The sequence below is a fragment of the Mycobacterium sp. IS-2888 genome, from assembly GCF_001954215.1.
In the GTDB taxonomy this organism is placed as follows: Bacteria; Actinomycetota; Actinomycetes; order Mycobacteriales; family Mycobacteriaceae; genus Mycobacterium.
In genome coordinates this window covers 16,893-43,184 of record NZ_MBET01000123.1, presented here as the reverse complement: position 1 = coordinate 43,184, position 26,292 = coordinate 16,893, and the positions used below count along the sequence as shown (strand labels likewise).

22 protein-coding genes and 1 tRNA gene are annotated in these 26,292 nt (G+C 67.9%); 11 read left to right on the top strand and 12 right to left on the bottom strand.

Annotated elements, in window-relative coordinates; genetic code table 11:
- The first annotated feature begins 10 nt into the window (after positions 1–10).
- Together A5745_RS23835 and A5745_RS23830 are read left to right on the top strand one after the other, a co-directional pair.
- Positions 11–715, top strand: a complete 705-nt coding sequence (locus A5745_RS23835; protein ID WP_076119403.1) for a TetR/AcrR family transcriptional regulator — start codon at positions 11–13, stop codon at positions 713–715.
- Positions 716–758: 43 nt separating this feature from the next.
- Complete coding sequence (locus tag A5745_RS23830) at positions 759–2,747, top strand: hypothetical protein (RefSeq protein WP_076119401.1); 1,989 nt, start codon at positions 759–761, stop codon at positions 2,745–2,747.
- Here A5745_RS23830 and A5745_RS23825 read toward each other — a convergent pair.
- Entirely contained in the window at positions 2,744–3,106 is a 363-nt protein-coding gene (locus A5745_RS23825) for a PAS domain S-box protein (protein WP_083663037.1), read from the bottom strand. The two genes, A5745_RS23830 and A5745_RS23825, sit on opposite strands and share 4 nt — an antisense overlap.
- A 111-nt stretch (positions 3,107–3,217) precedes the next feature.
- Positions 3,218–4,765, bottom strand: coding sequence for a methionine--tRNA ligase (metG, locus tag A5745_RS23820; protein ID WP_076119399.1), 1,548 nt, complete (start codon positions 4,763–4,765; stop codon positions 3,218–3,220).
- A gap of 18 nt (positions 4,766–4,783) precedes the next feature.
- On the opposite strand from metG, the gene A5745_RS23815 reads away from it, so the two are divergent.
- The 5 genes from A5745_RS23815 to A5745_RS23795 all read left to right on the top strand — a co-directional run bounded on the left by A5745_RS23815 (position 4,784) and on the right by A5745_RS23795 (position 10,775).
- Positions 4,784–5,632: a TatD family hydrolase gene (locus A5745_RS23815; RefSeq protein WP_076119397.1), complete on the top strand. Its 849-nt coding sequence runs from the start codon at positions 4,784–4,786 to the stop codon at positions 5,630–5,632.
- Positions 5,633–5,811: 179 nt separating this feature from the next.
- Positions 5,812–6,939, top strand: a complete 1,128-nt coding sequence (locus A5745_RS23810; RefSeq protein ID WP_205866297.1) for a resuscitation-promoting factor — start codon at positions 5,812–5,814, stop codon at positions 6,937–6,939.
- Positions 6,903–7,868 carry a 16S rRNA (adenine(1518)-N(6)/adenine(1519)-N(6))-dimethyltransferase RsmA gene (gene rsmA / locus A5745_RS23805; protein ID WP_076119420.1) on the top strand — a complete coding sequence of 322 codons (966 nt, stop codon included), beginning with the start codon at positions 6,903–6,905 and terminating at the stop codon, positions 7,866–7,868. The genes A5745_RS23810 and rsmA overlap by 37 nt, the downstream gene beginning before the upstream one ends.
- A 36-nt stretch (positions 7,869–7,904) precedes the next feature.
- Positions 7,905–8,861 carry a 4-(cytidine 5'-diphospho)-2-C-methyl-D-erythritol kinase gene (locus A5745_RS23800; protein WP_076119395.1) on the top strand — a complete coding sequence of 319 codons (957 nt, stop codon included), beginning with the start codon at positions 7,905–7,907 and terminating at the stop codon, positions 8,859–8,861.
- Positions 8,862–9,140: 279 nt separating this feature from the next.
- Positions 9,141–10,775, top strand: a complete 1,635-nt coding sequence (locus A5745_RS23795; protein WP_076060179.1) for a fatty acyl-AMP ligase — start codon at positions 9,141–9,143, stop codon at positions 10,773–10,775.
- Positions 10,776–10,792: 17 nt separating this feature from the next.
- On the opposite strand, the gene A5745_RS23790 is transcribed toward A5745_RS23795, so the two are convergent.
- On the bottom strand, positions 10,793–11,392 hold the full coding sequence (locus A5745_RS23790) for a TetR/AcrR family transcriptional regulator (protein ID WP_076119393.1): 600 nt from the start codon (positions 11,390–11,392) through the stop codon (positions 10,793–10,795).
- Positions 11,393–11,528: 136 nt separating this feature from the next.
- Here A5745_RS23790 and A5745_RS23785 point away from each other — a divergent pair, with 136 nt between their 5' ends.
- On the top strand, positions 11,529–13,094 hold the full coding sequence (locus A5745_RS23785; RefSeq protein ID WP_076119392.1) for an NAD(P)/FAD-dependent oxidoreductase: 1,566 nt from the start codon (positions 11,529–11,531) through the stop codon (positions 13,092–13,094).
- 22 nt (positions 13,095–13,116) lie between these two features.
- Here A5745_RS23785 and pth read toward each other — a convergent pair whose 3' ends face one another.
- The 8 genes from pth to A5745_RS23745 all read right to left on the bottom strand — a co-directional run bounded on the left by pth (position 13,117) and on the right by A5745_RS23745 (position 19,304).
- Positions 13,117–13,692 carry an aminoacyl-tRNA hydrolase gene (gene pth, locus A5745_RS23780; protein WP_076060134.1) on the bottom strand — a complete coding sequence of 192 codons (576 nt, stop codon included), beginning with the start codon at positions 13,690–13,692 and terminating at the stop codon, positions 13,117–13,119.
- A 12-nt stretch (positions 13,693–13,704) separates the two neighbouring features.
- Positions 13,705–14,376 (bottom strand): 50S ribosomal protein L25/general stress protein Ctc, encoded by a 672-nt coding sequence (locus A5745_RS23775; protein ID WP_076060135.1) that lies wholly within the window; start codon positions 14,374–14,376, stop codon positions 13,705–13,707.
- A gap of 215 nt (positions 14,377–14,591) precedes the next feature.
- Entirely contained in the window at positions 14,592–15,461 is an 870-nt protein-coding gene (locus A5745_RS23770) for an oxidoreductase (RefSeq protein ID WP_076119390.1), read from the bottom strand.
- A 115-nt stretch (positions 15,462–15,576) separates the two neighbouring features.
- Positions 15,577–16,227, bottom strand: coding sequence for an LpqN/LpqT family lipoprotein (locus tag A5745_RS23765; protein WP_076060139.1), 651 nt, complete (start codon positions 16,225–16,227; stop codon positions 15,577–15,579).
- Positions 16,224–16,580, bottom strand: a complete 357-nt coding sequence (gene arsC / locus A5745_RS23760) for an arsenate reductase (glutaredoxin) (RefSeq protein WP_076060140.1) — start codon at positions 16,578–16,580, stop codon at positions 16,224–16,226. Before arsC ends, A5745_RS23765 begins: the two co-directional genes overlap by 4 nt.
- Positions 16,581–17,561 carry a ribose-phosphate diphosphokinase gene (locus A5745_RS23755; protein ID WP_076060142.1) on the bottom strand — a complete coding sequence of 327 codons (981 nt, stop codon included), beginning with the start codon at positions 17,559–17,561 and terminating at the stop codon, positions 16,581–16,583.
- A 97-nt stretch (positions 17,562–17,658) separates the two neighbouring features.
- Complete coding sequence (gene glmU / locus A5745_RS23750) at positions 17,659–19,143, bottom strand: bifunctional UDP-N-acetylglucosamine diphosphorylase/glucosamine-1-phosphate N-acetyltransferase GlmU (protein WP_076119388.1); 1,485 nt, start codon at positions 19,141–19,143, stop codon at positions 17,659–17,661.
- 89 nt (positions 19,144–19,232) lie between these two features.
- Positions 19,233–19,304: transfer RNA gene (locus tag A5745_RS23745), tRNA-Gln, on the bottom strand.
- Between the two features lie 171 nt (positions 19,305–19,475).
- Here A5745_RS23745 and A5745_RS23740 point away from each other — a divergent pair.
- Positions 19,476–20,069: a TetR/AcrR family transcriptional regulator gene (locus A5745_RS23740; protein WP_139329783.1), complete on the top strand. Its 594-nt coding sequence runs from the start codon at positions 19,476–19,478 to the stop codon at positions 20,067–20,069.
- Positions 20,070–20,083: 14 nt separating this feature from the next.
- Here A5745_RS23740 and lysA read toward each other — a convergent pair whose 3' ends face one another.
- The gene (gene lysA, locus A5745_RS23735; protein WP_076119386.1) at positions 20,084–21,424 is read right to left on the bottom strand and encodes a diaminopimelate decarboxylase; all 1,341 of its coding nucleotides are present in this window, start codon (positions 21,422–21,424) and stop codon (positions 20,084–20,086) included.
- A 119-nt stretch (positions 21,425–21,543) separates the two neighbouring features.
- On the opposite strand from lysA, the gene mfd reads away from it, so the two are divergent.
- Complete coding sequence (mfd, locus tag A5745_RS23730; protein ID WP_175879877.1) at positions 21,544–25,212, top strand: transcription-repair coupling factor; 3,669 nt, start codon at positions 21,544–21,546, stop codon at positions 25,210–25,212.
- Positions 25,209–26,261, top strand: coding sequence for a nucleoside triphosphate pyrophosphohydrolase (locus A5745_RS23725; protein WP_083663036.1), 1,053 nt, complete (start codon positions 25,209–25,211; stop codon positions 26,259–26,261). The genes mfd and A5745_RS23725 overlap by 4 nt, the downstream gene beginning before the upstream one ends.
- Positions 26,262–26,292 lie beyond the last annotated feature (31 nt).

The window sequence follows — 26,292 nt, the reverse complement described above, 5'->3', positions numbered from 1 at the left end:
ATTAGGGGCGATGGCGCGGCAGGTTCGGTCGGAAGCCACTCGGCGAAAGATTCTCAAAGCCGCGACCGACGTGTTCGGGGAGGTCGGCTATGCGGCCGCCGGGTGGGGCACGATCATCGAACGCACGGGGATGACCAAGGGCGCCCTCTACCATCACTTCGATTCGAAGGAATCGTTGGCCTCGGCGCTCATCGAGGAGGGCTCCGGCACGCTCGCCAACGCTTATCGGAACGCATGCGGGTCGTCATCGCCGGGGCTGGAGAACCTGCTGCACGGCACGTTCACGATCGCCGAAGTGATGACTTCGGACGAAACCGCCCGCGCGGCCGTGCAACTGACCGCCACTTTGAGCGGCTTCAACGAAGCGGCCGGGAACTTCTGCGCGGCTTCGGTTCAGCTGATGACAGCCGAGGCCCGGCGCGCCATCGCCGAGGGAGACCTCCGCAAGGACCTCGACCCGCAAGTGGTCGGCGAATCGATTGTCGGCGCCATGTTCGGAGCGCGATTGCTGTCCAACGCGATATCTGCCGTCGACACAAAAGATGGCGTCGGCTGCGACCTCAGCGAGCGCTTGATCCGGATTTGGGAACTCCTGCTTCCCGGCATCGTCTCAGAAGCTTCGCTCGCCTATTCCCGGGAATTCCTTGCTCGCGAAGCAATGCGCCATGCCCGGCTCGCCGCCGCCCGCACCGAGACGGTGCCGGAAAGCAATTAGGCGCCCGCCGATACCGCGATTCAATTACCGCGCGCATTCAACAATGCATACTGTTCCGGTGATGAACCGGAAATATGCGAGCCGAGTTATTGCGCTGGCTGGTGTGGTCGGATCCTTGGTCATGAGCGCCCCGGTATCGCAGGCTGCGCCCGGCGACGCGGGCGCGACCGAGTCAACGACGTTGGCGCTGGCCGACGTTGGGTCCTCGTCCACCTTGTCGTTCTGGGGATTCACGAGCTCCCAACAGCTGAGCGTGCCGGTGCTGCACGGGCTCACACCGACCGCGCTGAACGCGACCGTCGAACTGCCGATCAATATGCGGTCCGGCCAGCTCACCGTCACCCAGGGCGAGCGCACCATCACGCGGCTGAACCTGCCCACCACCGATCAAGCGCCAATAGTCCTCCCGCTCACCGGCGCGGAAGTCGCCGACAACTGGGTATCGGTGACGGTGCGCTCCTACCTGGTGCCCCTGGACGGATACTGCTTGTACCCGGAGAGCCCGCTGCGTCTGGTCAACGGAACGATCAACTACACCGGGGTCGAACAGCCGCCCACGACGGTGGCCCATTTCTTGCCGCCGGTGCTGCGCAAGCTGACCATATTTCTCCCGCAGGCACCGTCAACTGCTGAGTCCGACACGGCAATTCAACTCGCCACGGCCGCGGCCGCGCACTACGGCAGGCAGGCTCCCGAGATCGCGGTGGTGCCGTTGCCCGACGGACAGCAGGCGCCGCCGACGCCGCCGCAACCGCTGGAACGCCAGGTCGTCGTCAAAGAGGGATCGGATGCCGGGCTTTCCCTGCAAGGCAACACCGGTGTGCCATGGCTGTTGATCTCGGGGCCCCTCGGGCGAACCGACGAATCGGATACCGCGCTGCTGTTCAACGACCTGTCGCGGCTGGCCCTTGTCTCCAGGGCGTCGGCGGAATCGTTGAAGACCACTCCGCAACTACCCGGCAACAACGCAACGCTGCGCGAATTGGGGCAACCCTTCGCCAACGCCACTTCGCTGCAGCCCCGAGTGTCAATCGGATTGGACCAGACCAAGTTTGGCCGATCCGTGCACGGGGTGCGCGTGCATCTGCAGGGGTCCTATACCCCGACGCCGGCCAACGTCGGCGGCCAGATCACCGCCAACATCGGCGCGGAGACCATCGACCATTGGCCCACCGACGGCCATGGCGCCATCGACCACTGGATCGACGTGCCGGATCGGCTGCTGCAGCGATACACCAGCCTTGACGTAGTGCTGGACGTGGCGAGCAACATCGGACACTGCGGCGATTTCTACACGCCTGGCGCCGGCAACTCGCTACTCACGCTGAACATCACCGGCGACACCACCGTGCAGAGCAGCCCCGCCGCGCCACCGGTGCCCGGCGGCCTGCAGTCGGTGCCGCAGGCGTTGATGCCCAAGGTCCAGGTGGCGATCGAGCCCCACTCGTTGATCGACACCAAGCGCGCCATCGACATCATGGTCGGCCTGCAGCGCATCAGTGCGGCGCCGATCGACACCACCGTCACAAGCGTTCAGCAGGCGCTCGATTCGTCGAATCCCGCGCTCGTGATCGCCGCCGACGGATGGAACCACTCCGATATCGCGCTCCCGGTGTCCGCCGGCCCCAGCGGGCCGATCACGATCAACGCCGTCGAGTCGGGCGGCAAGCCCACCAAGCTGACACTGGACCCGTCACTGCGGTTCGCTTCTCTCCAAACGGTTTTCAACCGCGGCCGGTCGCTGCTGATCGCGACCTCCAACGGCGCGCCCTTCCAGCTCGACGAGCTGCTGCGCTGGCTCACGAGCGACACCAAGCACTGGCCCAGCCTCAAGGGCGTCGCGGCGGTGTCGGTACCGGGACAAGAGCCGGTCACCGTCGATCGGTCCCCCACCGGCGGTCCGGTCGCGGCGGCGCCCGGGGGCGGTAGTCACTCGGACCTGGCCTGGCTGTGGTGGTTCGGCGCGGGCTGGCTGGTCCTGGCCATCGTCGGTGCGGGAGTAATCGTGCTGCGCACCAGGCGCCGGAGCTAGCGCTCCTCGATCCACAGCTGCGCGGTCAGATCCTGGAATGTCGCGAGGGCGAATTGATCGTCGGCCCGCCGCACCGCCGACTTACTCATCAGCGCGCGCACGACCGAACCGTCCCGGTGTGCCAATTCGACGACCATGTTGCCCAGGGCGTGGACGACCGACAGCAGGGAGTCCGAGGCCGGGGCCTCATGGAAGACCTCGTGGAACCCGAGCGCCAGCACCTCGTCCGGTTCGTAACCCACCATCTCGGCAAACGCGGTGTTGGTGAACAGGATGCTGCCGTCATGCCCGATAGCCAGCACGGGAACCGGGATCCGCTCCAGCACGACCAGCGCGGGAAGCTGCTTCAAGGTCGTCATCGGCGACTGGCTGGGTTGCCGATTACGTCGTCGCTCCACCGGCCGATTATGGCCCATGGCAGCGGCCATGCCGGACACTTTTTTCTATTACCTCGCCCGACGGTGTTTCCGTCACACGGGCGGCTGGTAGCGGGGGAACACGCCCGCGGGCGCCGGCAGCACCGTGCCGGGGGCTAGCCGCGCGCCGATGGCGCTGAACGCCCGCCGGTCTTCGTCCTGGCCGAGCAGGTCCAGCAGCTTGGCGGCCGACTCCGGCATGACGGGCTGCACCAGCAGCGCCGCGATGCGCACGGCCTCGCACGTGGTGTAGAGGACGGTACGGAACCGCGCCTGATCGGCCCCGGACTCGCTCTTGCCCAGCACCCACGGCTGCTGGGCCGAAAAATATCTATTCGCCTCGCCGAGCATCAGCCAGATCGCCTCGAGGGCCAGGTGCATCGCCTGAGCGTCGAAACTCGCGCGCACCCGCTCCAGCAAACCCTCGGCCGTGTTCAGCAGTTCGGTGTCGGCTGCGGTGAATTCGCCGGGCTCGGGCACCACCCCGCCGAGGTTCTTGGCCACCATCGACAACGACCGCTGCGCCAGGTTGCCGAGTTCGTTGGCCAGGTCGGCGTTGATCCGGGTGACGATCGCCTCTTCGCTGTAGCTGCCGTCCTGGCCGAAAGGAACTTCCCGCAACAGGAAATAGCGCACCTGATCCACACCGAACGTGTCGATCAGCGCGACCGGGTCGACGATGTTGCCGACCGACTTGCTCATCTTCTCGCCGCGGTTGAGCAAAAACCCGTGCGCGAAAACCCTTCGGGGGAGCTCGATTCCGGCCGACATCAGAAACGCCGGCCAATACACGGTGTGAAACCGGATGATGTCCTTGCCGATCATGTGCAGGTCGGCCGGCCAGTAGCGCCGGAACAATTCGGAATCGGTATCGGGGTAGCCGGCTCCGGTCAGGTAGTTGGTCAGCGCGTCGACCCAGACGTACATGACGTGATCGGGGTGTTCGGGCACCGGCACGCCCCAGTCGAACGAGGTGCGCGAGATGGACAGGTCGCGCAGGCCACCCGAGACGAAGCTGACGACCTCGTTGCGCCGCACCTCGGGCGCGATGAAATCAGGGTTCGCCTCGTAGTGGGCCAGCAGCTTGTCGGCGTACACGGAGAGCCGGAAGAAATAGGTCTGCTCGTCGGTCCACGTCAGCGGGGCGCGGGTCTCGACGGCGATGCGGGTGCCGTCGTCGAGCTGTTCGGTTTCCGCTTCGACGAAGAACCGCTCGTCGCGCACGGAGTACCAGCCCGAGTAGGTGTCGAGGTAGATGTCGCCGGCCGCCGCCATCCGGCGCCAGATTTCCTTCGATGCCTCATGGTGGTCGGCGTCGGTGGTGCGGATGAACCTGTCGAAGGAGATGTTCAGCTTCTCCTGTAACCGCTGGAACACGTCGGAGTTGCGCCGCGCCAGTTCGGCGGTGGGCAGTCCTTCGCCCGCCGCGGCCTGGGCGACCTTGAGGCCGTGCTCGTCGGTCCCGGTGAGAAAGCGGACATCGAAGCCGTCGAGCCGCTTGAACCGCGCGATGGCGTCGGTGGCGACGTACTCGTAGGCGTGCCCCAGGTGCGGTGCGGCATTGGGGTACGTGATCGCGGTGGTGACGTAGTACGGCCTCATCGAGACTCACCCTATTGTGTGGCGGTGAGCTCCAACCGCTCTGGTAAACGAGAAGCGCCGCCGGCGCCCGAGCCGCTGGCGCCGTTGATCGACGCCCACACCCACCTCGACGCGTGCGGCGCGAGCGACGCCGACGGGGTGCGGGCCATCGTCGAGCGCGCCGCGGCCGTCGGGGTCGGCGCGGTGGTCACCATCGCCGACGACCTCGACTCGGCGCGCTGGGTGACGCGGGCCGCCGAGTGGGATCCACGCGTCTACGCCGCGGTCGCGCTGCATCCGACCCGCGCGGACGCGCTCGACGAAACGGCCCGCGCCGAGCTCGAGCGACTGACAGCCCACCCCCGGGTGGTGGCCGTCGGCGAGACCGGGATGGACCTGTATTGGCCCGGGCGCCTGGACGGCTGCGCGCGGCCCGACGCGCAGCGCGAGGCGTTCGCGTGGCATATCGACCTGGCGAAGCGGTGCGGGAAGCCGCTGATGATCCACAACCGGGAGGCCGACACCGAGGTGCTCGACGTGTTGCGCGCCGAGGGTGCCCCGGACGCCGTGATCTTCCACTGCTTTTCGTCGGACGCCGCGATGGCCCGCCGCTGCGTCGACGCGGGCTGGACGCTCAGCCTGTCGGGAACGGTGAGCTTTCGTAACGCGCGCGCCCTGCGGGAGGCCGTGCCGTTGATACCCGTGGAGCAGCTTTTGGTGGAGACCGATGCACCGTATTTGACGCCGCACCCGTATCGGGGCGCGGCGAACGAGCCGTACTGCCTTCCTTATACTGTGCGGGCGCTGGCTGAACTGGTCGGTCGCCCGCCCGAGGAGTTGGCGGCGATCACCACCGGCAATGCTCGCCGGGTCTATGGACTGTCCTAGCGCGACGGGTGATTTGGGTAACACTGGCGCTACAGCCTCGCGCCGGAGTTGCCGAACATTGGCCGGTTCGTTACCGTCTTGTGATCGAACGGGTGGGCCCGCAGGCCCCTTTGTCGTTTTCTGCTGAATAGGTCCTGAGTAGGTCGAGAAGTGGTTGCTGAGGTCGGGGTTAGCGCGCGTTGAGTGTATTAGCGAAACTTCATCAATCCCCATCACCCATGTTGCGGCTCGTCGTCGCGGGCCTTCTCTTAGTACTGGCGTTGGCCGGCGGCGTTGCCGTCTCCGCATCCAAGACCGTGACGCTGACCGTCGACGGCATCGCGATGCGGGTGACCACCATGAAGTCGCGGGTGATCGACATCGTCGCGGAGAACGGCTACACGGTCGACGAGCGCGACGACCTTTACCCCGCCGGTGACGTCCAGGTACACGACAGCGCCAACATCGTGCTGCGCCGCAGCCGGCCGTTGCAGATCTCGCTGGACGGCCATGACGCCAAGCAGGTTTGGACCACGGCGTCCACCGTGGACGAGGCGCTGGCTCAGCTCGCGATGACCGACACCGCCCCCGCCGCGGCCTCCCGCGGCAGCCGGGTTCCGCTGGCGGGGATGGCCCTGCCGGTCGTCAGCGCCAAGACGGTCAAGATCAACGACGGCGGCACGACCCGCACGGTGCACCTGCCGGCGCCCAACGTCGCGGGACTGCTGAGCGCCGCGGGCATACCACTGGCCGAAAGCGATCAGGTGGCGCCGAGCGCGACGTCGCCGATCGTCGACGGCATGGAAATCCAGGTGACGCGCAACCGGATCCAACGGGTCACCGAGCGGGTTCCGCTGCCGCCGAACGCTCGCCGGGTCGAGGACCCCGAAATGAACGTCAGCCGACAGGTCGTCGAGGACCCGGGCGCCCCGGGCACGCAGGACGTGACGTACGCGGTGGCCACCGTCAACGGTGTCGAGACCGGCCGGATCCCCGTCGCGAACGTCGTTATCACCCCGTCCCGGGAATCGGTGGTGCGCGTCGGCACCAAGCCCGGCACCGATGTGCCCCCGGTGATCGACGGATCCATCTGGGACGCCATCGCGGGCTGCGAGGCCGGCGGAAACTGGGCGATCAACACCGGTAACGGGTATTACGGTGGTGTGCAATTCGACCAGGGCACCTGGGAGCGCAATGGCGGCCTACGGTTCGCCTCCCGCGCCGACCTGGCGACCCGGGAAGAGCAGATCGCCGTCGCCGAGGTGACCCGCGAGCGCCAGGGGTGGGGCGCCTGGCCGGTGTGCAGCGGAAGAGCTGGTGCACGCTGACCATCCGGCTACTCGGGCGCACCGAGATCAGGCGGCTGGCCAAGGAACTTGAATTTCGGCCACGGAAGGCACTCGGCCAGAACTTCGTTCACGACGCCAACACGGTGCGCCGGGTGGTTTCGACCTCGGGGGTCAGCCGCTCCGACCATGTCTTGGAGGTCGGTCCCGGCCTCGGGTCGCTCACGTTGGCGCTGCTCGACCGCGGCGCCGCGGTCACCGCCGTCGAAATCGACCCGGTCTTGGCCACGCGGCTGCCCCAGACCGTGGCCGAGCACTCGCACAGCGAAATCCAACGGCTGACCGTGCTCAATCGCGACGTCTTGACCCTTGCCCGTGACGATGTGACCACCGAACCGACGGCAGTCGTCGCCAACCTGCCCTACAACGTCGCGGTCCCGGCGCTGTTGCACCTGCTTGCCGAGTTTCCCTCGATCCGCACCGTGACGGTGATGGTGCAGGCCGAGGTCGCCGAACGCCTCGCCGCCGAGCCGGGCGGCAAAGACTACGGCGTGCCCAGCGTCAAGGTGCGTTTCTTCGGCCATGTCCGCCGCTGCGGCACGGTGTCGCCGACGGTCTTCTGGCCCATTCCCCGGGTCTACTCCGGGCTGGTTCGCATCGACCGGCACACAACGTCGCCGTGGCCAACCGACGAAGCTTTCCGGCGGCGGGTATTCGAACTGGTCGACATCGCGTTTGCGCAGCGGCGCAAAACATCTCGCAACGCGTTCGCCGAGTGGGCGGGCTCGGGCAGCGAGTCGGCGAATCGCCTGCTGGCCGCCAGCATCGATCCCGCCCGGCGCGGCGAGACTCTGTCCATCGACGACTTCGTGCGGCTGCTGCGGCGTTCCGGTGCACCGGGCGACGGCGCCGCCCCGGCGAACCCCGATACCGCGCTGCGGCACGTTTCGGGGCACGCGTCCGCGAGCTGAGTAGGACGCCGCCCGTTCCAGCGATAGTCTGCTGCGGTGTCCGCGTCTGACGGCAGCACCGCAACGCAATGGGTGCCCACCGGGTCGGTCACCGTTCGGGTGCCCGGAAAGGTCAACCTCTACCTGGCCGTCGGCGATCGCCGCGAGGACGGCTATCACGAGCTGACGACGGTGTTCCAAGCCGTGTCCTTGCTCGACGAGGTGACCGTGCGCAACGCCGACGTGCTGTCGCTCGAGCTCGTCGGCGAGGGCGCCGACACGCTGCCCATCGATGAACGCAACCTCGCGTGGCAGGCCGCCGAGCTGATGGCCGATCATGTCGGCCGCGCACCCGACGTCTCGATCATGATCGACAAATCCATTCCGGTGGCCGGCGGCATGGCGGGTGGCAGCGCGGATGCGGCCGCCGTGCTGGTCGGCATCAACGCGCTGTGGGAGCTCAACGTGCCCCGCCGCGATCTGCGCATGCTCGCCGCGCAACTGGGCAGCGACGTGCCGTTCGCTCTGCATGGCGGCACCGCGCTGGGCACCGGCCGCGGCGAGGAGCTGGCGACCGTGTTGTCGCGGAACACCTTTCACTGGGTGCTGACGTTCGCGGACAGCGGGCTGCTCACCCCGGCGGTGTTCGGCGAACTCGACCGGCTCCGGGAGAGCGGCGAGCCGTCACGGCTGGCCGAGCCCGGGCCGGTGCTGGCGGCCCTGGCCGCGGGCGACCCGGAGCAGCTGGCGCCGCTACTGGGCAACGAAATGCAAGCGGCGGCGGTGAGCCTGGACCCGGGACTACGGCGGACGCTGCACGCCGGTGTGGAGGCCGGTGCGCTCGCCGGCATCGTGTCCGGATCCGGCCCGACGTGCGCCTTCTTGTGCACCTCGGCGTCTCAGGCCGTCGACATCGGCACCCAGCTATCGGGGGCGGGCGTTTGCCGCACGGTCCGGGTCGCGAGCGGACCGGTGCCCGGCGCCCGCGTCGTGCCCGCGCCAACCGAAGTCTGAACGGGGTGTGAAATCCGACTCAGCGGCCGCTAGAAGTTGGCGCTTCCTTAAGAGTTGCTTAAGATGACTCGCGGTGACGAGTAGCGGTAAGCAGGACCACTCGATTTCGTCGTCTGCCGGGCGCTGCGGTGGACGGCCTACCGGGTTTGCAGACTCATCGCCGTTTCGAGACCTAACCGCTGCCCAACTGTGCTCGCGCGCCTGCTGCAAAGTAGCCCCCAGCAGGCGGAATATGAGATTCCGGGCGTTGGGGAATCTGCCGGAACCGAGGAGGCCTTTGTGAGCCGGTTTACCGAGAAGATGTACCGCAACGCCCGCACCGCGAAGACGGGCATGGTCACCGGTGAACCCCACGAACCCGTCCGCCACACCTGGGGCGAGGTCCACGAGCGCGCCCGGTGCATCGCGGGCGGCCTGGCCGCCGCGGGGATCGGCCTCGGCGACGCCATCGGTGTGCTCGCCGGCTTCCCGGTGGAGATCGCCCCGACCGCGCAGGGCTTATGGATGCGCGGGGCCAGCCTCACCATGCTGCACCAGCCCACGCCGCGCACCGACCTTGCCGTCTGGGCCGAGGACACCATGACCGTGATCGGCATGATCGAGGCCAAAGCCGTCATCGTCTCCGAGCCCTTCCTGGTGGCCATCCCCGTGCTGGAGGAGAAGGGGATCAAGGTCCTCACCGTCGCCGACCTGCTGGCGTCGGATCCGATCGACCCCGTCGAGGTCGGCGAGGACGATCTGGCGCTGATGCAGTTGACGTCCGGGTCCACCGGTTCACCCAAAGCTGTCCAGATCACCCACCGCAACATCTACTCCAACGCCGAGGCGATGTTCATCGGCGCGCAGTACGACGTCGACAAGGACGTCATGGTCAGCTGGCTGCCCTGCTTCCACGACATGGGCATGGTCGGCTTCCTGACCATTCCGATGTTCTTCGGTGCCGAGCTGGTCAAGGTCACGCCGATGGACTTCCTGCGCGACACCCTGTTGTGGGCAAAGCTGATCGACAAGTACCAGGGCACCATGACGGCGGCGCCCAACTTCGCCTACGCGCTGCTGGCCAAGCGGTTGCGGCGCAACGCGAAACCCGGCGACTTCGACCTGTCGACCCTGCGCTTCGCGCTGTCCGGCGCCGAGCCCGTCGAACCCGCCGACGTCGAGGACCTGCTGGACGCCGGCAAGCCGTTCGGGCTTCGGCCCTCGGCGATCCTGCCGGCCTACGGCATGGCCGAGACGACCCTGGCGGTCTCGTTCTCGGAGTGCAACGCCGGTCTGGTTGTCGACGAGGTCGACGCCGATCTGCTGGCCGCGCTGCGCCGCGCGGTGCCCGCCAGCAAGGGCAACGTTCGCAGGCTGGCCACGCTGGGCCCGCTGCTGCAGGATCTCGAAGCCCGCATCATCGACGACAACGGCGAGGTGATGCCGCCGCGCGGCGTCGGCGTCATCGAGCTGCGCGGCGAATCGCTGACGCCCGGCTACCTCACCATGGGCGGCTTCATCCCGGCGCAGGACGAGCACGGCTGGTACGACACCGGTGACCTCGGCTACCTCACCGAGGAGGGCCACATCGTCGTGTGCGGCCGCGTCAAGGACGTCATCATCATGGCCGGCCGCAACATCTACCCGACCGACATCGAGCGGGCCGCCTGCCGCGTCGAGGGGGTGCGGCCCGGCTGCGCCGTCGCGGTGCGGCTCGACGCGGGTCACTCGCGCGAGACGTTCGCCGTCGCCGTCGAATCCAACGCCTGGCAAGACCCGGCCGAGGTGCGCCGCATCGAGCACCAGGTCGCCCACGAGGTCGTCAGCGAGGTCGACGTGCGGCCACGCAATGTGGTGGTGCTGGGCCCGGGGACGATTCCGAAGACGCCGTCGGGCAAGCTGCGACGGTCCACCTCGGTCACGCTCGTCAGCTAGCGCCGACGGCTCCCGCGTCACGACAGCGGGGCCAGACCCGACCGCACCAGCTCCAGGCACGTGGCGGAGATGACCCCCAAATCCTCGACACAGCCGTTCCGCCCCCACGTCTCCACCCCGATCACCATGGCCGCGGCGAGCGTGGCGCCCGCGACGTTGGCGACCAGATCGATGTTCGCCACATCGGGGTAGCGCTGCTTGACGAAGTCGGTGATAACCGCGGCGAACGACGCCTGGACGACGCGCAGGTGGCTGGCGATCTGCTCCCCGGTGATCAATTCGGCGCGGGCGAGCGCCGCCTGCCGAACCAGCTCGATGTCGTGCGGGTAGCTGGCCACGCTGGCCAGCACCGCCTCGAACACTGACTCGGAGCGGGGGCGGTGCGCGAGCGCCTCGGCCAGCCACTCCACCTGGGTGTCGTAGTCCTGGAACAGCACGGCTTCCTTCGTGGGAAAGTGCCGAAAGAAGGTGCGCTCGGTGACGCCGGCCTCCTGCGCGAGCTGCTGCACCGTGACGTTTCCGAATCCCTCGCTGGCGAACCGCTTGAGGGCCACCTGGCGCAGCGCATCATGGGTCCTGCTGTGGCGCAGCTTGTGGAGGTTCTCCTTCTCGCCCATACCTCGCATCCCACCACACCGTTCCGTCACAGTTGGCGTCTTCCAATTAAGTCAGTACTGACATATATTGAGGGCGCCCGCGGCTCCTGTCGCGCGGAACGGCCTCGGAGACCGAGTGGGAGAAGGAGCAGGAGCGATGACGGACTATGACGCGATCGTCATCGGCGCCGGGCACAACGGATTGACCGCGGCGGCGATCCTGCAGCGCGCCGGGTTGCGCACCCTGTGCCTGGAGGCCAACACCTATACCGGCGGCATGGCCGCCACCGTCGAGCTGATCGACGGATTCCGTTACGAGATCGCGGGTTCCGTGCAGTTTCCGACCGCGCCGCAGATCGTCAAGGAGCTCGGGCTGGACACCCTGCCGACCATCGATGCCGAGGTGCAGTCGGTCAACCTCGGCGACGACGGCGAAGAACCGATGATCTTCTATCGCGACCCGATGCAGCTGATGACGCACCTCGCCGAGAAGCTCGGCGCCGACGCCGTCACGGGCATGGCCGAGATGATCGGGTGGAGCCAGGGGCCCGCAAAGGCGCTCGACCGTTTCGAGGTGCGCACCCCACCCAAGACCCTCGACGAGATGTATGCCTGCGCGGCAAACGAATCCGAGCGCAGAGCCATCCACGAGGTGTTGTTCGGGACGGCGATGGACCCCATCAACCGCTTCCTGCCCGACAGGGACAAGCACGCGGTGCTGCGCGGGATGCTCGCGTTCCTCGCCATCAACTCCACCTACCGCGGGCCGTATACCCCGGGCAGCGCAACGTGTTTGGCATTCGCGCTCGCCGTGCCGAACGAGACCACGGCGATGATGACCAAGCTCGAGGGCGGCATCGGCGCGCTCTGCACGCACCTGCACGAGATGTTCGTCTCCCACGGCGGCGAGGTCAGGTATCGCGCCAAGGTCGAAAAGATTCTCCTCGAAAACGGCCGGGTGACCGGCGTGCGTCTGCGGGACGGCTCACAGATCACCGCGCCCGTCGTGGTATCCAACCTGTCACCCGATCTGACCCTCATCGACCTGCTTGGCGCCGAGCATCTGCCCGCCGACCTGGTCGCGCGCCTCACCGGCCGCGACCACCGGGCGTCGTTCGTCCAGATCCACTTCGCGCTCGACGGCTTGCCGGAATTCGCCCCGCCATACGACTTCCTCAACGAACCGGGCATGCAGTCGTCCATCGGCATCTTCGGCTCACCCGAAGAACAGCAACGCCAATGGGAGGAGTGCAAGAGGGGGATCATTCCCGACAACCCGTCGATGGGCATGCAGATCCCGTCGGTGCACGACCCCGGCATGGCACCCCCGGGCAAGCACGCGGCGAGCGCGTTCGCCTACGCCTTCCCGGTCGAAGCCAATCGCGACCTGCATGGCCAGCTCAAGAACGTGATGGCGGAGAAGGTCATCGACAAGATCACCCGCTACGCGCCCAACTTCCGCGACATCCAGATACGGCACATCACGTTTGCGCCGTACCACATGCAGACGATGTTCGCCGCGCCCTCCGGGGACTTCTGCCACGGCTTGCTGCATCCGGACCTGATGGGGCCCAACCGGCCCGGGCCCAAGGGCTTCCTGGACCTTCCCATCCCGATCGAGGGGTTGTACCTCGGCGGCGCGGGATGCCATGGGGGACCGGGTATTACGTTCACACCCGGCTACAACGCGGCGCACCAGGCGCTCGAGGACATCTCTCGATGACCTACGTGGGCGCAGAACGGGCCTACCAGGCGTGGATGCGGTTTTGCGCGGGCTCCAGCCCCAGATCGATGAGCAACTCGGTGGCGTCGGCCGCCTGCTCGCAAATCGTCGGGACTTCGGGACGCTCGGTCGCCGTGAAGTTCTCCAGCACGAAAGCCGCCGGGTCCTTGCGTCCGGGCGGACGGCCGATCCCGATGCGTACCCGCTGAAAGTCCTTGGTGCCCAAGGCCGCCGCCACCGAGCGCAGACCGTTGTGGCCGCCCTCGCCGCCGCCGATCTTGAGCCGGATGCGACCGAACTCGAGGTCGAGGTCGTCGTGGATGACGATGATGTCCGCCGGCGCCACCGAGTAGAACTTCGCCAACGGCCCGATCTGGCGGCCGGATTCGTTCATATAGCAGCGCGGCTTGGCCAGCAGGATCGAGCGGCCGGCCAATCGGCCGCTGAGGACCTCCGCGCCGGAACGCTTGTGCGCCTTGAATTTCGCGCCCAGCCGGGCGGCGAGCAGGTCGGCGACCATGAACCCCAGGTTGTGCCGCGTCCGGGCGTAGTTGTCTCCGGGGTTGCCCAGGCCGACCACCAACAACGGCTCGGCCATGTCGCGAGCCGCCTACTCGGACTCGGCGGCGGGCGCCTCGGCTTCGCCGCCCTCTTCTTCTTCGGCCGGCGCTTCCGGCGCTTCTTCGCCCTCGGCGACCTCGCCCGCGCCCTCTTCCTCGAGGTCCTCGGCGGTCGGCGCGACCACCACGTTGACCACCAGCATCTCCGGGTCGGAAATCAGGTTGACGCCCGAGGGCAGGGAGATCTGTCCGGCCGTGAACTGGGTGCCGGGTTCGGCGCCCTCGACGGACACGGTCAACTGCTCGGGAATCGACAGGGCGTCGGCCTCGATCTCGATGGTGCTGGTGTCCTGGGTGACCAGGGTGCCGGGGACGGCGTCGCCCTCGACGACGACTCGGACCTCGACGACGACCTTCTCGCCGCGACGCACGACGAGCAGGTCGGCGTGCTGGATGGTGCGGCGGATCGGGTGGATGTGCAGCGCTTTGGTCAGCGCCAGCTGTTCCTTACCGGCGATGTCGAGAGTCAGCACCGCGTTGGTGCCGGAATGCCGCAGGACGGCCGCGAAGTCGTGTCCGGGCAATTCGAGGTGCTGCGGGTCGGTGCCGTGACCGTAGAGGACGGCCGGGATCTTGCCGTCGCGCCGGGCTCGGCGGGACGCGCCCTTGCCGGTTTCGGTTCGCACCGTCGCCGTGAGTTGATTGACTGCCGACTTGGCCATCGTGTCGCTCCTGTGTGCTCTGGTTCTGGGCACGGCCAGGATCGCGACAATCTGTCGGTCCCCGTCGATAACGGTGCTGGTTAGACGGCCAGCCACCCTCGCCGTGACGCCCGGTCAGGTTATCGCATGGACGCCTCAGGGCGGAAATCGATGAGTGTGCTGGTAGGGCGCCGTCAGCGCACACTCGACGCCCTCAGCGCACACTCGAACAGGCCTCAGAGCGGAAATTTGGTGCCGGTGAGCTGCTCGGACAGCTCCCAGAGCGCGGCGGCGGCGGCCGCGTCTCGCGCCCGACGGCTGCGGCCGACCGGTTGGCTGCGGCCGACGTAGCCGAACCGCGGACCGATGAACGCGTTCCCCGGCACGTCCTGCGACGCCGCGTAGAGCGTCTGCCGGGCGCCGAAGTCGGCGTTCGTGGCAAACACCCGGGTGGCGGCCGACATCAGCGCGTCGCCCAGCTTGCGGCCCGACGCGCCCTGCAGGTTGGTGTGCGAATATCCGGGATGCGCGGCGACCGCGCGCAGCGGCGAACCGGCGGCCTCGAGTCGTCGCTGCAGCTCGCTGGTGAACAAGAGGTTGGCGAGCTTCGACTGGCTGTAGGCCAGCCACGGCGAGTACCGCCGGGTCTTGAAGTGCAGGTCGTCGAAGTTGATCCGCCCCGCCCAGTGCGCCATCGAGGACACCGTGACAACCCGGTCGCTCAGTTTGGGCAATAACAGGTTGGTCAGCGCGAAATGGCCGAGATGATTGGTGCCGATCTGGCCCTCGAAGCCGTCGACGGTCAACGCATAGCCCGCGGCCATGATGCCGGCGTTATTGATCAGCACATCGGCCTTGTCGATCCCGTCGGCGAACCGCCGCACCGAGGACAGGTCCTGCAGATCGAGTTGTTGCACCTCGACTTCGCCGCGCATCCGCTGCGCGGCGGCGTCGCCTTTCTCGGTGTTCCGCACGGCCATCACGATCGTGGCGCCTTTCGCGGCCAGCTCGCGCGCCGTCACCTCGCCCAGCCCGCTATTGGCCCCGGTGATGATGACGGTGCGCCCGGCAAACGAGGGGAGGTCTGCGGCGGTCCAGTCGGTCATGGCTGACAACAGTAGTGAACCGCGCGCACCGAGATTGCCGTGAGGGCTGTGATTCGGCCACTGGCCACGACCCTCGTGGCAATCTCGGTGACGTCACCGCGGCCACAGCCGCCAATCACTTTGCGGCGACGACGAATCCGTGGATGATCGCCTCGATGTCGGTCGACTGCGCCACCGCCTCGCCGGCCAGGTCGGTGATGGTCAGCTGAACCAGGTATCGCTGGCCGGCGGGTGGCGATCCGGTGGGGATGACGATCCGGTTCCAGCTATGCAGCCGCGTGCCCTCGAGGTCGTAGCTGCCCTGGATCATCGACGAGGGAAATCCGTTGAAGGGCGCGGTCGAGGCGTCGAGTTGCCGGAAGTTCTGGAACAGCTGGGCATCGTCGTTACCGTGCTTGATGACCTCGGCCGGGTCGAAATCCCCGCGCAGCTTGAAAACCACCAGCCGAGCCGTCGGATACTTGCCGCCCTTCGAGATCATCACCGTCTCGGGCGTGATCTTCTTCGGGTCGTTGAACGGCGACCAACCCGGCGGCGTCGGTATCGACACGGTCAGATCGGTGAGGCTGCTCGGCGCCACCTGCTGCCCGGTGACACCGATGCTTTGCAGATACTTCGACAACGGGACCGGCTTACTGGTCGTCGTGGTGGTGGTGGCCGTCGTCGACGTCGTTCCCAACACCGACGAGTAGTCGGGCGGTTTCGGGGCGCAGGCGGCCAGCGTCAGCGCGACTAGCGCGGCCCCGACGGTCCAGCGAGAGGTCACAGAACCTCGCGGACCGCGTCGATCGGCCGGGCCAACCGGGTCCCCTTCGGTGTGACGACAAACGGCCGTTCGATCAGGATGGGATGCTCGGCCATGGCGTCGAGCAGCTCGTCGTCGCTCGCGTCGGCGAGGTTCAGTTCGGTGTAGAGCGGTTCCCGCTTGCGCACCGCGGTGCGCACATCGATGCCGGCGTCGCGGATCATGCGAACCAGTTCGTCCCGGGACGGCGGCGTTTTCAGGTATTGGACGATGGTGGGCTCAAAGCCGTTGTCCCGCAGCAGATCCAGCGTCTTGCGCGAGGTGCTGCATTTGGGATTGTGGTAGATGACCGCGTCTTGTGAACCGGAAGCCATCTAGGCGTCTCCGTCGAATAACCCTGTGACTGAGCCATTTTCGAAGACGGCGCGGATGGTGCTGGCCAGCAGCGGCGCGATCGACAAAACCGTGAGCTGGGGAAAACGCTTCTCCTCGCCGATCGGCAAGGTGTTCGTCACGATCACCTCGCGCGCGCCGCACGCCGCCAGCCGCTCGGCGGCCGGGTCCGACAGCACACCGTGGGTCGCGGCGATGATCACGTCACTGGCACCGTCGTCGCGCAACAGCTGCACCGCGCCGGCGATGGTGCCACCGGTGTCGATCATGTCGTCGATCAGGACGCAGGTGCGGCCTTCGACCTCGCCGACGACGCGGTTGGACACCACCTGGTTGGGCACGCGCGGGTCACGGGTCTTGTGAATGAAGGCCAGCGGAACGCCGCCCAGGGCGTCGGCCCATTTCTCGGCGATGCGCACCCGCCCGGAGTCGGGGGAGACCACGACCATGTTGCTGTCCGGGTAGTTGTCCCGGATGTAGCCGGTCAGCAGGTTCTGCCCGCGCATGTGGTCGACGGGCCCGTCGAAGAAACCCTGGATCTGGTCGGTGTGCAGGTCGACGGTCACGATCCGGTCGGCGCCCGCCGTCTTGAGCAGGTCGGCGACCAGCCGCGCCGAAATGGGTTCGCGGCCCCGATGCTTCTTGTCCTGGCGAGCGTAGGGATAGAACGGCATGACGGCGGTGATCCGTTTGGCGCTGCCGCGCTTGAGCGCGTCGATCATGATCAGCTGTTCCATCAGCCAGTCGTTGACCGGTGCCGGATGGGATTGCAGGACGAACGCGTCGCAGCCACGCACCGATTCGTGGAAGCGCACGAAGATCTCACCGTTGGCGAACTCCCGCGCGGTCTGTGCGGTGACATGGACGTCGAGCTCTTTGGCTACCTGCTCGGCCAACTCCGGATGCGCGCGGCCGGAGAAGAGCATCAGGTTTTTGCGGTTATCGGTCCAGTCGTGGCTCACCGTGCTGCCCTCGGGGTATCGGGATCGAGATAGCGAATTGAAGGCCCCATCGTATGCGAAGGGTCTGGATGGGCTGCCGCATTGCCACGCAGTGGGCTCACGGCGCCCGATCCGGGTCGGGTGGCGGCGGGGGCTGCTGGGCGGCCTTTTCCGCGGCTTCGGCGGCTTGGGCCGCCGCGCTGCCCGGCCGCTTGCGCCGCACCCAGTCCTCGATGTTGCGTTGCGGTCCCGCCGAAACGGCCAGCGCACCCGGCGGGACGTCGTCGCGCACGACGGTGCCGGCGCCGGTGTACGCGCCGTCGCCGACGGTCACCGGCGCCACGAACATGGTGTCCGACCCGGTGCGCACGTGCGAGCCGATGGTGGTGCGGGACTTGGATTCGCCGTCGTAGTTGACGAAGACGCTGGAGGCGCCGATGTTGCTGTGCTCGCCGATGTCGGCGTCGCCGACGTAGGTCAGATGCGGAACCTTGGTGCCCGCGCCGATGGTGGAGTTCTTGGTTTCGACGAACGCGCCCAGCTTGCCGTCGGCGCCCAAAACGGTGCCGGGCCGCAGATAGGTATATGGGCCGACGGTCGCGCCGCCGCCGATCGACGACGACGAGCCGTGGGTGCGCACCACGGACGCACGGTCACCGACCGTGACGTCGGTCAGCGTGGTGTCCGGGCCGACGACGCAGCCGGCGCCGATCTGGGTGTGCCCGAGCAATTGCGTCCCGGGATGGACGACGGTGTCGCGGCCGATCGTCACGTCGACGTCGATCCAGGTGGTCGTCGGATCGACCACCGTCACGCCGGCCATCTGGTGGGCGGCGACGATCCGACGGTTTAGCTCGGCACCCAGCTCGGCCAGCTGGACGCGGTTGTTGACGCCGGCCACCAGCGCGCTGTCGTCGACGTGCTGGGCGAGTATCGACCGGCCGTCCCCGCGCAGGATGGCGATGACGTCGGTGAGATAGAGCTCGCGTTGCGCGTTGTCGGAGCTCAGGCGACCCAGGGCCGACCGCAGCGCGGCGATGTCGAAGGCGTACACACCGGCGTTGACCTCGTGGATCTCGCGCTGCGAGTCCGTCGCGTCGGCATGTTCGACGATCGCCATCACTTCATTGTCCTGCGTGCGCAGGATGCGGCCGTAGCCGAAGGGTTCGTTCAGCGTGGTGGTCAGCACGGTCACCGCGGCCGACGCCGCGTTGTGCGTTGCGATCAGGCTGGCCAGGGTGTCGGCGTCCAGCAGGGGAGTATCGCCGGAGGTGACGACGACGATGCCGGCGTAGTCCTCGGGCAGCGCGGACAGCCCGCAGAGCACCGCGTGGCCGGTGCCCAGCGGCCGGTCCTGCAGCGCCACGTCGATCGGGCGCCCGAGCCGCTCGGCAAGTTCGGCGACCAGCGGCTCGATGCGTTGGTGCTCGTGGCCGAGGACGACGACCAGGCGCTGGGGTGCGACCTTGGCGACCGCGTGCAGGGAGTGGGCCAACATGCTGCGGCCGGCGATCGTATGCAGCACCTTCGGGGTGTCTGACCGCATCCTGGTGCCGGGCCCGGCCGCCAGGACCAGGACCGCGGTGTCACCACGAAACGACATGAATCCCCTTTCGACGCGAGCGAGCGTGTTTGTACGCCGACACGCCGTCAAGCGTGTCATTTCATGCACGCTCGTGGCAAAGACCCGTGCTCCGTCGCCAGGACTCGAACCTGAACTTTCTGAACCAAAATCAGAGGTGCTGCCGATTACACCACGACGGATTGGCCGCTGCGGCGGCCGCCGGAACGATCGCCGACCGCGCCACCAAGACTCTAAACGTTACCGGGGCCGACGGCGGCCCCAGGCAAAGTCATACAACTTCACCTGCGCAAACCGATACCCTGAAGGACGTGGCAGCCCCGGATAAAGAAGTGCGGGCCCCGCGCGCCAGGATGACCGGCAGCGCGCGCCGGCACCAACTCATCGGTATCGCGCGCCAGCTGTTCGCCGAACGCGGCTACGAGGGCGCGTCGATCGAGGAGATCGCGCAGCGCGCTAACGTGTCCAAACCCGTCGTCTATGAGCATTTCGGCGGCAAAGAGGGCCTCTACGCCGTGGTGGTCGACCGCGAGATGTCGGCGCTGCTCGACGGCATCACCTCGTCGCTGACGAACAACCGGTCCCGGGTTCGGGTCGAGCGGGTCGCGCTGGCGTTGCTCACCTACGTCGAGGAGCGCACCGACGGCTTCCGGATCATGATCCGCGACTCGCCCGCCGCGATCAGCTCCGGCACCTATTCCAGCCTGCTCAACGACGCCGTCAGCCAGGTCAGCTCGATCCTGGCCGGAGACTTCGCCCGCCGCGGCCTGGACCCGGATCTGGCGCCGCTCTACGCCCAGGCGTTGGTGGGCTCGGTGTCGATGACGGCCCAGTGGTGGCTCGACACCCGCGAACCCAAAAAGGAAGTGGTCGCCGCGCACCTGGTCAACCTGATGTGGAACGGCCTGACCCATCTGGAGGCCGATCCCAAGCTGCAGGACGAGTAGCGCGGGGCCCGGTCCTAGCCGCAGTCGCGCGAGAGCAGGTCGGCGATCGTCTCGCGACGGACGATCCCGCGGGCCCGGCCATCCTTGACCGCCACCACGGGCGGGCGGCAGACCAGGTTGTAGTTCGACGCCATGCTGTGGTGATAGGAACCGGTACACGCCACGGCCAGCAGATCGCCGGGCCCCACGTCCGCGGGTAGCTGGATGTCGCGGGCGATTTCGTCGCCCGCCTCGCAGTGCCGGCCCGCCACGGTCACGGTGCGCTTGGCTCCGAGCGAATGCCGGTTCGCGAGCGCGACCGTGTATTGCGCGCCGTACAGCGACACCCGCGGGTTGTCGCTCATGCCGCCGTCCACGGCGACGAAGGTGCGGCCACCCGGTTGCGTCTTCGCCGAGCACACCCGATACAACGTGAGACCGGCCCGCCCGCTGATGGCGCGGCCCGGTTCCACCACGACGGTCGGCCGGGGAAAACGTTCGGCCGCGCACGCCTCGTCCAGCGCGTTCTCGATTACCCCGGCGAGCTCGTCCAGGTTGAGTTCCCGATCGCCGGAGACGTACGGGATCCCATGGCCGCCACCGATATTCAGCTCGGTGAGGATGACGCCGTGCCGGATGCGGATGTCGGCCATGGCGGCGATCATCCGGTGGATGGCCTCGCCGTAGCGGGTGGCGTCGGTGACTTGCGACCCGATGTGACAGTGCAGCCCGACCAGGTCGAGGATCGGGTGCGCCAGCACCCGCTGCACGGCCACATCGGCCCGGTCGCCATGGAGCGTGAAGCCGAACTTCTGGTCACTGATGCCGGTGGTCAGCGCCCGGTGCCCATGGATGTCGACGTCGGGCGTCACCCGGATCAGCACGCGCTGGCGTCGTCGCGCCAGGCCGGCCAGGTAGGCGATCTCCATGGCCGAATCCAGCACGATGCGTCCGACCCCGACGCGCACCGCCTCGCACAACTCGTCGGGCGATTTCGCATTGCCGTGCATGACGATGCGGGCGGGGTCGACGCCCCCGGCCAATGCGACGGCCAGCTCGCCGCCCGAACAGACGTCGACCCCGAGGCCCTCTTCGCGAGCCCAGCGCGCCACCGCCGTCGTCAGCAGTGACTTTCCGGCGTAGACAACACCGACACCGCGCAGCGCCTTGCGGTAGCGGCGGGCGCGGTGCCGAAAATCGGCCTCGTCGATGACGTACGCCGGGGTGTGGAACTCGTCGGCGATATCGGTCAGTGCCACCCCGCCGACGCACAGCCGGCCCTCCTCGTCGGAACGCGTGGTGACCGGCCAGATCGCGGGATCGAACCGCACCGGTGCCGCATGACCCAGAGACGGCAGGATGTCGATCAATGTCATGGCTTCAAGGTGCGCCCACGCGGAGTCGGGTGCCGCTTTCTTGACGATCCTTTGACGGCGTCGGGCGCAATCTTCACGAAATTCGGCGGCTCTAATTCGCCCCTAGAATGGGCCTCATCATGACCGCACCGGGGCCTGCTCGCCCAGAAACCCCGATCGCGGGGCTCGTCGAATTGGCGCTGACGGCGCCCACTTTCCAGCAACTCATCGAGCGCGCGACCGCTCGACCCGCGGAATTGAGCCTGGTCGGCCCGGCCAGCGCCCGGTTGTTCGTCACCAGCGCGCTGGCGCGGCTCGGTCCGTTACTGGTGGTCACCGCCACCGGGCGCGAAGCCGACGACCTGGCCGCCGAACTGACGGGTGTGTTCGGCGACGCGGTCGCGGTCTTCCCGTCCTGGGAGACGCTGCCGCACGAACGGCTTTCACCGGGCGTCGACACCGTCGGCACCCGCCTGATGGTGCTGCGCCGGCTGGCGCACCCCGACGACGCGACACTAGGGCCGCCGCTGCAGGTAGTGGTGACGACGATCCGATCGCTGCTGCAACCCATGACGCCGCAGCTGGGCCTCGTCGAACCGGTCACATTGAGCGTCGGCCAGGAAGCCGAATTCGAACGAGTGGTGGCCCGGCTGGTCGAGCTGGCCTACACGCGAGTGGACATGGTCGGCCGGCGCGGTGAATTCGCCGTCCGCGGAGGGATTCTCGACGTTTTCCCACCGACCGCCGAACACCCGGTGCGCGTGGAATTCTGGGGCGACGAGGTCAGCGAGATGCGCATGTTCGCGGTCGCCGACCAGCGCTCGATTCCCGAGATCGACGTCGACACGGTCGTCGCCGTTGCCTGCCGTGAGCTGCTGCTCGGTGACGACGTACGGGCGCGGGCCGCCGAGTTGGCCGCACGACACCCCGCGGGCGAGGGCGCGATCACCGGCAGCCTCACCGACATGCTGGCGAAGCTGGCCGAGGGCATCCCCGTCGACGGCATGGAGGCGCTGCTCTCGGTGCTGCATCCCCCGGAAAAAGGGGACCACGTTCTGCTGACCGATCAGCTGGCCGAGGGCACCCCGGTGCTGGTGTGCGACCCGGAGAAGGTGCGCAGCCGGGCCGCCGACCTGATCAAGACCGGTCGCGAATTCCTCGAGGCGTCGTGGTCGGTCGCCGCACTGGGTACCTCAGCAGCACCGGTCGACGTCGGGCAATTGGGTGGGTCGGGCTTCGCCGAACTCGGCGACGTGGAGGCCGCGGCGCTCCGGTCCGGTCATCCCTGGTGGACGTTGAGTCAGCTGTCCGACGAGTCGGCGCTCGAGCTGGACATCCGGGCGGCGCCGTCTGCTCGTGGACATCAGCACGACATCGACAGCATCTTCGCGATGCTGCGAGCGCACGTCACGACCGGCGGGTATGCGGCGGTGGTCGCACCCGGGACCGGGACCGCCCATCGCGTGGTGGAGCGGCTGGCCGAGTTCGATACCCCGGCCGCGATGCTGGAGTGCGGTGCTGCGCCCAAGTCCGGGGTCGTCGGGGTGCTCAAGGGCCCGCTGCACGACGGCGTCGTCATACCCGGCGCCAACCTGGTCGTCATCACCGAGACCGACCTGACCGGCAACCGGGCCACGGCCGTCGAGGGCAAAAGGCTGGCGGCCAAACGGCGCAACACCGTCGACCCGCTGGCGCTCGCGGCGGGCGACCTGGTGGTGCACGACCAGCACGGCATCGGCCGGTTCGTGGAAATGGTCGAGCGCACCGTCGGCGGCGCCCGGCGTGAGTACCTGGTGCTGGAGTACGCCTCCAGCAAGCGTGGCCAGCAGGCCGACAAGCTGTATGTCCCAATGGATTCCCTAGACCAGCTGTCGCGGTATGTCGGCGGCCAGGCCCCGGCGCTGAGCCGGCTGGGCGGCAGCGACTGGGCCAACACCAAGACCAAGGCGCGCCGCGCGGTCCGCGAGATCGCCGGCGAACTGGTGTCGCTGTACGCCAAACGGCAGGCCAGCCCCGGGCACGCCTTCGGGCCGGACACCCCGTGGCAGGCCGAGATGGAGGACGCGTTCGGCTTCACCGAGACCGTCGACCAGCTCACGGCGATCACCGAGGTCAAGGCGGACATGGAAAAGCCGATTCCGATGGACCGGGTGATCTGCGGCGACGTTGGCTACGGCAAGACCGAAATCGCGGTAAGGGCGGCGTTCAAGGCGGTGCAGGACGGCAAGCAGGTCGCCGTGATGGTCCCCACCACACTGCTGGCCGACCAGCATCTGCAGACGTTCGGCGAGCGGATGGCCGGGTTCCCCGTCGTCGTCAAGGGGTTGTCCCGGTTCACCGACGCCGCGGAGTCCCGCGCCGTGATCGACGGCCTGGCCGACGGGTCGGTGGACGTCGTGATCGGCACGCATCGCCTGCTGCAGACCGGAGTGCGCTGGAAGGACCTCGGCCTGGTCGTCGTCGACGAGGAGCAGCGGTTCGGGGTCGAGCACAAGGAGCACATCAAGTCGCTGCGCACCCACGTCGACGTGCTCACCATGAGCGCGACCCCGATCCCGCGCACCCTGGAGATGAGCCTGGCCGGGATCCGCGAAATGTCGACGATCCTGACGCCGCCCGAAGAGCGCTACCCGGTGCTGACTTACGTCGGCCCACACGACGACAAGCAGGTCGCCGCGGCGTTGAGGCGCGAGCTGCTGCGCGACGGGCAGGCCTTCTATGTCCATAACCGGGTCAGCTCCATCGATCGGGCCGCCGCCCGGGTACGCGAGCTGGTGCCCGAGGCGCGCGTCGTCGTCGCGCACGGCCAGATGCCCGAGGACCTGCTGGAACGGACCGTTCAGGGCTTCTGGAACCGCGAATACGACATCCTCGTGTGCACCACGATCGTGGAGACCGGGCTGGACATCTCCAACGCCAACACGCTCATCGTCGAGCGCGCCGACACCTTCGGGCTGTCCCAGCTGCACCAGCTGCGCGGCCGGGTCGGCCGCAGCCGGGAACGCGGCTACGCCTACTTCCTCTATCCGCCGCACGTGCCGCTGACCGAGACGGCCTACGACCGGCTGGCGACCATCGCGCAGAACAACGAGCTGGGTGCGGGCATGGCGGTCGCGCTGAAGGACCTCGAGATCCGCGGCGCCGGGAACGTGCTGGGCGTCGAGCAGTCCGGCCACGTCGCCGGGGTCGGATTCGACCTGTACGTGCGCCTGGTCGGCGAGGCCGTCGAGGCCTACCGTGCGGCCGCCGACGGCGAGACGGTCGTCGCCCGCGAGGAGCCCAAGGATGTGCGGATCGACCTGCCGGTCGACGCGCACCTGCCGCCGGATTACATCGCCAGCGACCGGCTGCGGCTGGAGGGCTACCGACGGTTGGCCGCCGCGGCCGACGACGCGGCCATCGTCGGGGTCGTCGAGGAGCTCACCGACCGCTACGGGCCGCTGCCCGAGCCCGCCCAGCGGCTGGTCGCGGTCGCGCGGCTGCGGCTGCTGTGCCGTGCCGCCGGCATCACCGAAGTGTCGGCCGCCTCCGCGGCGACGGTGCGGCTGTCGCCGATAACGCTGCTAGATTCGGCTCAGGTGCGGCTCAAGAGGATGTATCCGGGCGCGCACTACCGGGCCACCACCGCCACCGTCCAGGTTCCGATTCCGCGAGCCGGGGGTGTCGGTGCGCCACGCATCCGCGATGTCGAGTTGGTCCAGATGGTGGCCAACGTGGTGACGGCGCTGCAAGGCAAACCACAGATAGAGATTGGTATAACGGGTGCGTCACCAGCGCCGATGCCCGGGGAGGAGCGACAGGCGAGATGATTGTCGTCTTGTTCGACCCCCGGCGCCCGTCGCTGGTTCCCGTTGAAGCGATCGAGCACCTCGGCGGGGAGGTGCAGTACACCGAGGAGATGCCCGTCGCGGTGCCGTGGTCGCTGCCGGGTGCCCGCCCCGTCGACACCGGGGAGGACGCCCCGGTGTTGCTGTCGTCCGACCCTGACCACCCCGCCGTCACCGCGCGGTTGGCGGCGGGGGCGCGGTTGATTTCGGCGCCTGACACACCACGCGGCGAACGGCTCGTGGACGCCGTCGCGATGATGGACAAGCTGCGCACCGCCGGGCCGTGGGAAAGCGAGCAAACGCACGACTCGTTGCGCAGGTTCCTGCTGGAGGAGACCTACGAGCTGCTCGACGCCGTTCGCAGCGGCAACGCCGACCAGCTGCGCGAAGAGCTCGGCGACGTGTTGCTGCAGGTCCTCTTCCACGCCCGCATCGCCGAGGACGCTCCGCAGCACTCCTTCACCATCGACGACGTCGCCGTCACCTTGATGCGAAAGCTCGGCAACCGGGTGCCGGGTGTGCTTGCGGGCCAATCCATTTCGCTGGAAGACCAGCTGGCGCAGTGGGAAGAGCGCAAGGCGGCCGAGAAACCGCGGAACTCGGTGATGGACGACGTTCATACCGGGCAGCCCTCATTGGCGTTGGCGCAGAAGGTTATTCAACGCGCGGAGAAGGCCGGGTTCCCGGCCGACCTGATCCCCGCCGCGATCACCGCGATCGAGGTGTCGGCGGGTATCGACGCGGAAAGCTCGCTGCGCACCGCCGTTTTGGAGTTCGTCGACACCGTCCGCGCTGTCGAGAAGTCGATAGCCACCACCCGCCGTGGCGACAGCGTCCCCGAGGAGTTCGATGTGGCGCCGCTCGGCGAGATCAGCGACGAGGAGTGGCGCGCACACTGGCCCGTCGCCGGGCCGGAAGTCGACACGGTGGAGCCCGCTGGCAGCGATGCGGCCGTCGACAAGGCCGACGAGCCCGTCGCCGCGGCCAAGGGGTCCGGCAAGGGCTCGAAGAAGCGCGGTGGCCGCCGCTGAGCCCGTTCGGACTTTTTAGTCCCAAAACTCA